The sequence below is a fragment of the Anoxybacillus sp. UARK-01 genome (genome assembly GCF_002075365.1).
Taxonomy (GTDB): domain Bacteria; phylum Bacillota; class Bacilli; order Bacillales; family Anoxybacillaceae; genus Anoxybacteroides; species Anoxybacteroides rupiense.
Genome location: NZ_NASY01000052.1, coordinates 60,075 through 67,938, shown reverse-complemented (window position 1 = coordinate 67,938; position 7,864 = coordinate 60,075). Strand labels below are relative to the sequence as shown.

8 protein-coding genes are annotated in these 7,864 nt (G+C 42.0%); 3 read left to right on the top strand and 5 right to left on the bottom strand.

Going from position 1 to position 7,864, the window contains the following annotated elements:
* Positions 1–358 precede the first annotated feature (358 nt).
* From B6A27_RS16630 to B6A27_RS16620, 3 genes are all read left to right on the top strand, one after another.
* Positions 359–1,177, top strand: a complete 819-nt coding sequence (locus tag B6A27_RS16630; RefSeq protein ID WP_080862689.1) for a basic amino acid ABC transporter substrate-binding protein — start codon at positions 359–361, stop codon at positions 1,175–1,177.
* Between the two features lie 64 nt (positions 1,178–1,241).
* Positions 1,242–1,898, top strand: coding sequence for an amino acid ABC transporter permease (locus B6A27_RS16625; RefSeq protein WP_044745189.1), 657 nt, complete (start codon positions 1,242–1,244; stop codon positions 1,896–1,898).
* Positions 1,895–2,617, top strand: coding sequence for an amino acid ABC transporter ATP-binding protein (locus tag B6A27_RS16620; RefSeq protein WP_044745188.1), 723 nt, complete (start codon positions 1,895–1,897; stop codon positions 2,615–2,617). Before B6A27_RS16625 ends, B6A27_RS16620 begins: the two co-directional genes overlap by 4 nt.
* 184 nt (positions 2,618–2,801) lie before the next feature.
* Here B6A27_RS16620 and qoxD read toward each other — a convergent pair whose 3' ends face one another.
* The 5 genes from qoxD to B6A27_RS16595 form a co-directional block, all read right to left on the bottom strand.
* Entirely contained in the window at positions 2,802–3,101 is a 300-nt protein-coding gene (gene qoxD, locus B6A27_RS16615; protein ID WP_066150730.1) for a cytochrome aa3 quinol oxidase subunit IV, read from the bottom strand.
* A gap of 1 nt (position 3,102) precedes the next feature.
* Complete coding sequence (qoxC, locus tag B6A27_RS16610) at positions 3,103–3,717, bottom strand: cytochrome aa3 quinol oxidase subunit III (RefSeq protein WP_066150733.1); 615 nt, start codon at positions 3,715–3,717, stop codon at positions 3,103–3,105.
* A gap of 3 nt (positions 3,718–3,720) precedes the next feature.
* Positions 3,721–5,667, bottom strand: coding sequence for a cytochrome aa3 quinol oxidase subunit I (gene qoxB, locus B6A27_RS16605; protein WP_066150736.1), 1,947 nt, complete (start codon positions 5,665–5,667; stop codon positions 3,721–3,723).
* A 274-nt stretch (positions 5,668–5,941) separates the two neighbouring features.
* Positions 5,942–6,844: a cytochrome aa3 quinol oxidase subunit II gene (qoxA, locus tag B6A27_RS16600; RefSeq protein WP_080862688.1), complete on the bottom strand. Its 903-nt coding sequence runs from the start codon at positions 6,842–6,844 to the stop codon at positions 5,942–5,944.
* A gap of 236 nt (positions 6,845–7,080) precedes the next feature.
* On the bottom strand, positions 7,081–7,788 hold the full coding sequence (locus B6A27_RS16595; protein WP_080862687.1) for a TrmH family RNA methyltransferase: 708 nt from the start codon (positions 7,786–7,788) through the stop codon (positions 7,081–7,083).
* Positions 7,789–7,864: the final 76 nt, after the last annotated feature.

Sequence of the window (7,864 nt, the reverse complement as noted above, 5' to 3'; positions counted from 1 at the left end):
GATTGCATTATTTCTTCCTCTATTATAAAAATATATTTTGTTTTCTCAATCGTCTTAATTTATAATATATTTATTGAAATAAAACATTTTTTGAAAATGTATAATTTTACATTTACATTTTTAATATGCTTTAAGAACCAATGAATTCAATTACATATTATTCTAAAAGAACTCATCTTCTTCTCTTTGTTTCTAAATATTACAAAAATTGTTTTTATAAAAAGTATTGCATAAACAAACGAATGCTGGTAGTATGATAATCGTCCTAGGAAACACTTGAAGAAATCGATCAGCTGAAACTAAATGAGAAATTAATGTTATTTTTTATATTTTTACAATATAAAGGGGGAAGGAAATAATGAAAAAAATGGCGGTATTTGCTGTGATACTTGCTCTCTTTGTGGCTTTAGCAGGGTGTGGCGGCAAATCATCCGATCAATCTTCAGAAAGTGGAGATAACAACAAAAAAATCATTGTCGGAACAGATGCTGCATTCGCACCATTTGAGTATATGGATAAAGGGAAAATTGTAGGATTTGATGTTGATTTGTTAGATGCTGTCATGAAGGAAGCAGACATCAAATATGAGTTAAAAAACACCGGCTGGGATCCTTTATTCGCAGCTTTACAAAATGGAAAAGAAGTGGATATGGGTGTTTCCGGAATTACAATTGACGATAAACGGAAACAAACTTATGATTTCTCTATCCCATATTTCGAATCCATTCAAATGATTCTTGTAAAAGAAAATAGCCCAGTCAAAAACGCCCTTGATTTAAAAGGCAAAATGGTTGGCGTCCAAAATGGAACGACGGGACAAGCAGCCGTGGAAAAGTTGTTCGGGGCTGAAAACAAAAACATTAAAAAATTTGAAAATACCGTCGTCGCGATTATGGACCTTTTAAACGGCGGCGTGGAGGCCGTTGTGACAGATAATGGTGTCGCCAACGAATACGTGAAAAACAATCCTGATAAAAAACTAAAAACGATTGAAGATCCAACAAACTTCCAACCAGAATTTTACGGCTTTATGTTTCCTAAAGGAAGCGATTTGAAGCCAAAAATCGATGAAGCGCTGAAAAAAGTCATCGACAGCGGCAAATATACTGAAATCTATCAAAAATGGTTCGGGAAAGAACCAAATCTCGATAATTTGTTAAAGCAACAATCATCATAATCGGTAAAAAATTGCGTAACTATTCGTCGCTAGTTACGCAATTTTTATAAGAAAGGTGAGGAGAATGGATTTTCGTTTTGATATTATTCAGGAATATGCCCCCTTTTTTCTAAAAGGCCTAGGGATCACGATTTTTGTATCTATTATTTCCATTGTTGTCGGTTCAATCCTCGGACTTGCCATCGGTCTAGGCAAAATGTCCACGAATCGGCTTATTCGCTTCCCATTTGAATGGTATGTGAACTTTTTCCGCGGTACACCGCTATTAGTCCAAATGCTGTTAGTCCATTTTGGGTTAATGCCTATTTTCTTTGCACAGCCAAGCGCTACCGTATCACTTGCTGTATCCTTATCCTTAAACTCTGCAGCCTATGTGGCGGAAATTTTCCGCGCCGGCATTCAATCCATCGACAAGGGACAAATGGAAGCCGCCCGTTCATTAGGAATGACCCATACCCAAGCGATGCGTTATATTATTTTACCGCAGGCGTTAAAACGAATGATTCCACCATTTGCGAATGAATTTATCGTCTTAATAAAAGACTCCTCTCTTGGTGCTGTCATTGCGGCCCCGGAGCTCATGTATTGGGGGAGAGCCGCACAGGGACAATATTATCGCGTATGGGAGCCATATTTAACGGTCGCGCTTATTTATTTGATTTTAACCCTTTCCCTTAGTAAATTGTTAAATTATTTGGAAAGGAAGTATTCGAACCAATGATTAAAGTGACAAATTTAAAAAAATCATTTGGCGATCTTGAAGTATTAAAAGGAATTAATGCACACATTAAAGAACGCGAGGTTGTGGTCGTCATCGGCCCATCCGGTTCAGGAAAATCCACCTTTTTACGTTGTTTAAATTTGCTTGAAGACTTTGACGAGGGCGATATTATAATCGATGGATTCCATTTAAAAGACAAAAACACGAACATCAACAAAGTGCGGGAAGAGGTCGGCATGGTGTTTCAACGCTTTAACTTATTCCCGCATATGACCGTACTGGATAACATTACGCTAGCTCCTGTCAAAGTCCGCAAATGGACGCTAGAAAAAGCGAAAGAAACGGCATTGGAGCTCTTGAAAAAAGTCGGCCTTCAAGATAAAGCGAACGTCTATCCTGACTCTCTCTCTGGCGGTCAAGCTCAGCGCGTCGCGATCGCCCGCGCCTTAGCCATGGGGCCGAAGGTGATGCTGTTTGATGAACCAACATCGGCATTAGATCCGGAAATGGTCGGAGAAGTATTATCCGTTATGAAGCAGTTAGCCAACGAAGGAATGACAATGGTTGTCGTCACCCATGAAATGGGCTTTGCTCGCGAGGTTGGCGACCGCGTCCTGTTTATGGACGGCGGCTATATCGTCGAAGAAGGAGCGCCAAGCGACATCTTCGACAACCCGCAACACGAACGGACAAAATCATTTTTATCGAAAGTGCTATAAAAAACCTTTGTCCTCCACTTTAACGAAAACACGTCTCACCTCAAAAAGAGACGAGTTTCGGACAAAGTGGATCATTTTTTATGACGCGACATGCGAGGCATCCGCTCAGCCCATCGAATCCAGCTTAGTCATACACGAATACACAAAAAAGACCGGTCTCTGTTACAGAGATCGGTCTTTTGTATTATAAAACGAACCACATAACCCAAATCGAACCAGCGACAACAACAACAGCGATGAAAAAGCTATAGAGCATATTAATGGTTTGAACTCTGCCGCTGTCGCTTTCCGTCATGTGCATGAACATAAACAGCTGCAATGCCGCTTGCAACACAGCTAGCGTCACAATCACGCCAAGAATCGCTTTTATGGTCCAGCCTGACGACAGAGCCACCCATAACGCGATAAATGTGAGCACAAGAGATAAAATAAACCCAACAATATGTTTCCAAGGAAATGTCTCATGGTGATGGTTTGCTCCCATCTTACATCACCATCCCTGTCAAATAAACTAAAGTAAAGATGAAAATCCAGACGACATCAAGAAAGTGCCAGTACAAGCTGACGATAAACACTTTACGCGCCGTTCTTGGAGTAAAACCACGCTGCAACAGCTGAATAATAATTAAAATCATCCAGCAAATCCCGAGGCTCACGTGCGCTCCGTGCGTCCCAACGAGCACAAAAAAGCTCGAAAGGAATGCGCTTGTCTGGATCGTCGCGCCCTCATGCACATAATGAATAAACTCACGAATTTCAAACGTAATAAATCCTGCCCCTAAAAGAAGCGTCACTAAAAGCCATGTTAACAAACCGGACAAGCGGCGACGGCGCATCTCAAACACCGCAAGCCCACACGTAAAGCTACTTGTTAAAAGAAGCAATGTCTCAATCATCACATCTTTAATTTCAAACAAGTCGCTGGTCGTTGGACCACTGCCCGTCCGTTGGAATAAAACAAGATAGGTGGCGAATAAGGTCGCAAACAACACGACCTCAGCACCAAGAAAAATCCAAAACCCTAGAATATTTAGGCGGCTTTCCTCTGTTCGATACTCCAATGGCATCGTTTCATCGTACTGATGAGCTGCTTCTGCCATCTCTTATGCCCCCTTTCCCGACAAACGTTCCGTACGTTTAATTTCATCTACGCTGATATAATAACCGTCATCATCGTCAAATGAACGGAGAATCAATCCAAGAGCAATAAAGATCGTTGCGATAATCGCCAACCAAAACCATTTAAATACAAGGCCGAAGCCCGCAAAGAAAAAGGCGATTGAAATAAGGAACGGACGACCGGAATTGCTTGGCATATGAATCGGTTTTAATTTTTCCTCATCAATTTCGAAGCCCTTTCCGGATTTCTTCATCTCCCAATATGCATCTAAATCCTTCACCTCAGGGGTGATCGCAAAATTGTAATGTGCCACCGGGGAAGACGTCGCCCATTCAAGTGTACGGCCATCCCATGGATCTCCCGTCATATCGCGTTCCCCGTAGCGCGCGCTATAATAAATGTTATAGCAAAGCACGATAAACCCGATTCCCATTAGAACCGCACCAACGGATGCGACAACGTTAAGCGGCGTCCAGCCAAGCCCCTCAGAATACGTATACATGCGTCGCGTCATACCCATTAATCCTAAGAAATACATTGGGAAGAAGCAAATATTAAATCCGATCATAAACAGCCAGAATGTCCATTTTCCTAAACGCTCGTTTAGAATATGCCCGAACATTTTTGGATACCAATAATGCAATCCTGCAAAGCAAGCAAAAACGGTACCGGCAATTAGCACGTAATGGAAGTGGGCAATTAAGAAATAGCTGTTATGATATTGATAATCCGCCGCAGCCATGGCTAACATGACACCGGTGACCCCACCAATGACAAAGTTCGGTATGAATGCCAATGACCAAAGCATCGCTGTTGTAAAACGAATTTTCCCTTTACGAAGCGTAAAGAGCCAGTTGAAAATTTTCACACCCGTCGGAACGGCAATCGCCATCGTTGTAATCGAGAAAACCGAGTTAACAGCTGCTCCAGCTCCCATTGTAAAGAAGTGATGCACCCAAACGATAAAGCTTAAAAAGGCAATTCCTACAATCGAATAGACCATCGCTTTATAACCAAAAAGACGTTTGCGAGCAAACGTGCTCACTACCTCAGAGAAAATTCCAAACGACGGCAAAATGACAATGTATACTTCCGGATGTCCCCAAATCCAGAATAGGTTCGCCCAAAGCATCGACATCCCGCCATTCGCCATCGTAAAGAATTGTGTATCAAATAGACGGTCAAACGTCATAAGCGCCAATGCGACTGTCAACACTGGGAACGCGAAAATAATTAATACGCACGTGATTAAAATCGTCCATGTAAACATTGGCATGCGCATCAATGTCATGCCTGGCGCACGCATTTTTAAAATGGTCACGAGAAAGTTAATCCCCGTCATCAGCGTACCGATACCGGAAATTTGCAAAGCAACCGCATAATAGTTATTCCCAACACCTGGACTAAATTCGTTGCCAGCAAGCGGGAAATACGAAGTCCAACCGGCATTCGGCGATCCCCCAATGACAAAGGAGATATTAAACAACATCGCACCAACGAAAAATAACCAAAAGCTTAACGCATTCAAATAAGGATACGCGACATCACGCGCTCCGATTTGCAAAGGTACGACAATGTTCATCAACCCGATAATAAACGGCATCGCCATGAATAAAATCATGATCGTACCGTGAGTAGTGAAAATTTCATTATAATGTTCTGAATTGAGAAATTTCATGTTTGGTGCTGTTAATTGCGCCCTCATAAGCAGCGCATCCACACCGCCGCGGAACAACATCAGCACCGCTGAAATAATGTACATGACTCCGATTTTTTTATGGTCAACAGTTGTCAACCATTCATCCCAAAGCCATTTCCATTTTTTAAAATACGTAAGAACGAAAACAATACCAATCACCGTTAATACAATCGCTACATCGGCTGCATAGATCAGCGGTTCCCCTGTAACAAAAAACTCGCTCCACTTCATGCACCTGTTCCTCCTTCCTTACATTGAATGCACGTCTTCGTCCCTTTGTCCTTGACGATACGGTCTCTCATCGATCTGACACGCTCTCTCCCTTCACGAATCGTTTCGCATGCTCGATCCATGCAAGGTACGTGTTCAAAACGTCATTTACCTAACAAAGAGCCTCTTCGCCACATATTGTTTAGGAGCTGTTGATCGCTCACATCCTCATTCTATTGACCAACCATCTCTCGCACGCCAAACAACAGCTCCCTATCTTCATGTTCTTCGAAACCTACTCTACTACTATTCCGTTGCCCTCAAGCGGATTGCACAATCTTGCTTGTTCGTCGGCCTCTCCCGCATGATGGCTGTTCTGTTTGGAATGGTCGATCCATTCAAGATGTGTGTTGGAGAATGTCATTCTGCCAACGAGCCCTGGTTTTAAAATGGTTTCATATTTCGTTTCACTCAATTTAGGAGCTGTGCTTTGTGCCTCTTTGACCCATTTATTAAACTCTTTTTGCGTTTGGGCCACTACTTCAAACTCCATATGAGTAAAGCCTTCTCCTGAGAAGTTCGCACTCCGTCCCATGTATGAGCCTGGTTCATCTGCTTCTAGGAACAATTCTGTTTCCATACCGTCCATTGCATATTTTTGTCCACCTAATTGCGGAACCCAAAAAGAGTTCATCGGGCCAACGGACGTTAATTTAAACTTGACGGGAACGTCTACAGGAATATTGACATAGTTTACCGTTTCAATATTTTGATCCGGATAGCTAAAAATCCATTTCCAGTTCGCTGCTGTTACATGGATCGTTATAGGCTCTACTTTTTCCTTCGTTGGCTTTTCCAAAGCAAAGGTAGCCTTTACAGTCGGAATGGCCAATGCTGTAACAATAAGAATCGGAATGGCTGTCCAGACGATTTCCAGCAATGTGTTTCCTTCTTCTTCTGGCTCATAATTTTCCATCCCCGGTTTTTCCCGATAGCGAATCAGTACAACGGTAAATAATACGAATACGACGACAATAATGAGCAGCATAAATCCAATCGACCAAAGGATTAAATCGTATTGCGTTTTGGCTACTGGCCCTTTTGGCCGCATGACTAGCATATTTTCGCTGCAACCGCTTAATAACAGCACTAAAGATAACGGAAGCAACGAAGCCCATTTCCATATCTTCTGCTTCATCGCTTTGCTTCCCCCTTCACAAACAAGATAACACTGTTACGTAGAAATTGTTTTAATCCGTTTCTAACATATCAAAAGTAAAAATGTTTGAAACTAATTATGAAAAAAGTTCATAAATCAGAAAAATATTTGTCACAATGTGTTCAAAAACTGTTCATGAAATATTCATTTGTGTGGATAAAATATGAAAAACCCCCAAATTCAAAATAAAGCTGATCCTTTTGGAAGGATCAGCTTTATTTTCCCAGGCGCATTTTCATCATTTTTCTTGTACGCGGATGAAGGGTGTGCCACATCCATTTTTCATATAGTTCTTTTCTCTCAGAAAGCGTTAAATAATACGCTTCCCCCGCCTGCTTCCGCGCCCGTTGTGTCACGTCATAGAGCGTCAAAGCAGCTGCTACTGATATGTTAAAGCTTTGTACAAAGCCATGCATCGGAATCATAAACGTTCCATCAGCTAAATGAAGCGCTTCCTCTGATACACCGCGATGCTCGTTGCCAAACAGAAGCGCCGTGGGACGCGACACATCCATCTCATGAAGCGCAATGGTTCCTTCCCTTAAATAGCTCGCGAGTACCTGATATCCGGCAGATTGTAACTCTCGAATAGCAGTGGAGATATCCGATTTCTGGTGAACCGTCAGCCATTTATCCGCATTTCTTGTCACAAAAGGATTTGGCTGAAACGGCGCTTGTCCTGTGACCACATATATATCCTGTAGTCCAAAAGCCTCCGCCGAACGTAGCACAGCCGCTTGATTATGCGGATCATCTACCGCTTCCGTTAATATCGTAATATGGCGAGTTCTCTTATTTAACACATCATACATTCGCTTTAATCGCTCAGGTACAATCATTTCCCAAATAGGTTGGTTTTCTTCTGTTAATAAACCCTCTTGCTTTAATTGTTCAATGAACGCCTTTGCTTCTTGATCGTTCATCGGCTTCACCTTCGTTCCTATCAAAATTTCTAAGAACGAATTTCATTGTACAAAATTTCAAGGTATCCAGCAAATG

What these genes read in the sequence shown, in the direction of transcription:
- B6A27_RS16625 (WP_044745189.1), top strand. Translation starts at nt 1,242, where the DNA reads ATGGATTTTCGTTTTGATATTATTCAGGAATATGCCCCCTTTTTTCTA.
- qoxA (WP_080862688.1), bottom strand. Translation starts at nt 6,844, where the DNA reads ATGAAGCAGAAGATATGGAAATGGGCTTCGTTGCTTCCGTTATCTTTA.
- B6A27_RS16620 (WP_044745188.1), top strand. Translation starts at nt 1,895, where the DNA reads ATGATTAAAGTGACAAATTTAAAAAAATCATTTGGCGATCTTGAAGTA.
- B6A27_RS16630 (WP_080862689.1), top strand. Translation starts at nt 359, where the DNA reads ATGAAAAAAATGGCGGTATTTGCTGTGATACTTGCTCTCTTTGTGGCT.
- B6A27_RS16595 (WP_080862687.1), bottom strand. Translation starts at nt 7,788, where the DNA reads ATGAACGATCAAGAAGCAAAGGCGTTCATTGAACAATTAAAGCAAGAG.
- qoxC (WP_066150733.1), bottom strand. Translation starts at nt 3,717, where the DNA reads ATGGCAGAAGCAGCTCATCAGTACGATGAAACGATGCCATTGGAGTAT.
- qoxB (WP_066150736.1), bottom strand. Translation starts at nt 5,667, where the DNA reads ATGAAGTGGAGCGAGTTTTTTGTTACAGGGGAACCGCTGATCTATGCA.
- qoxD (WP_066150730.1), bottom strand. Translation starts at nt 3,101, where the DNA reads ATGGGAGCAAACCATCACCATGAGACATTTCCTTGGAAACATATTGTT.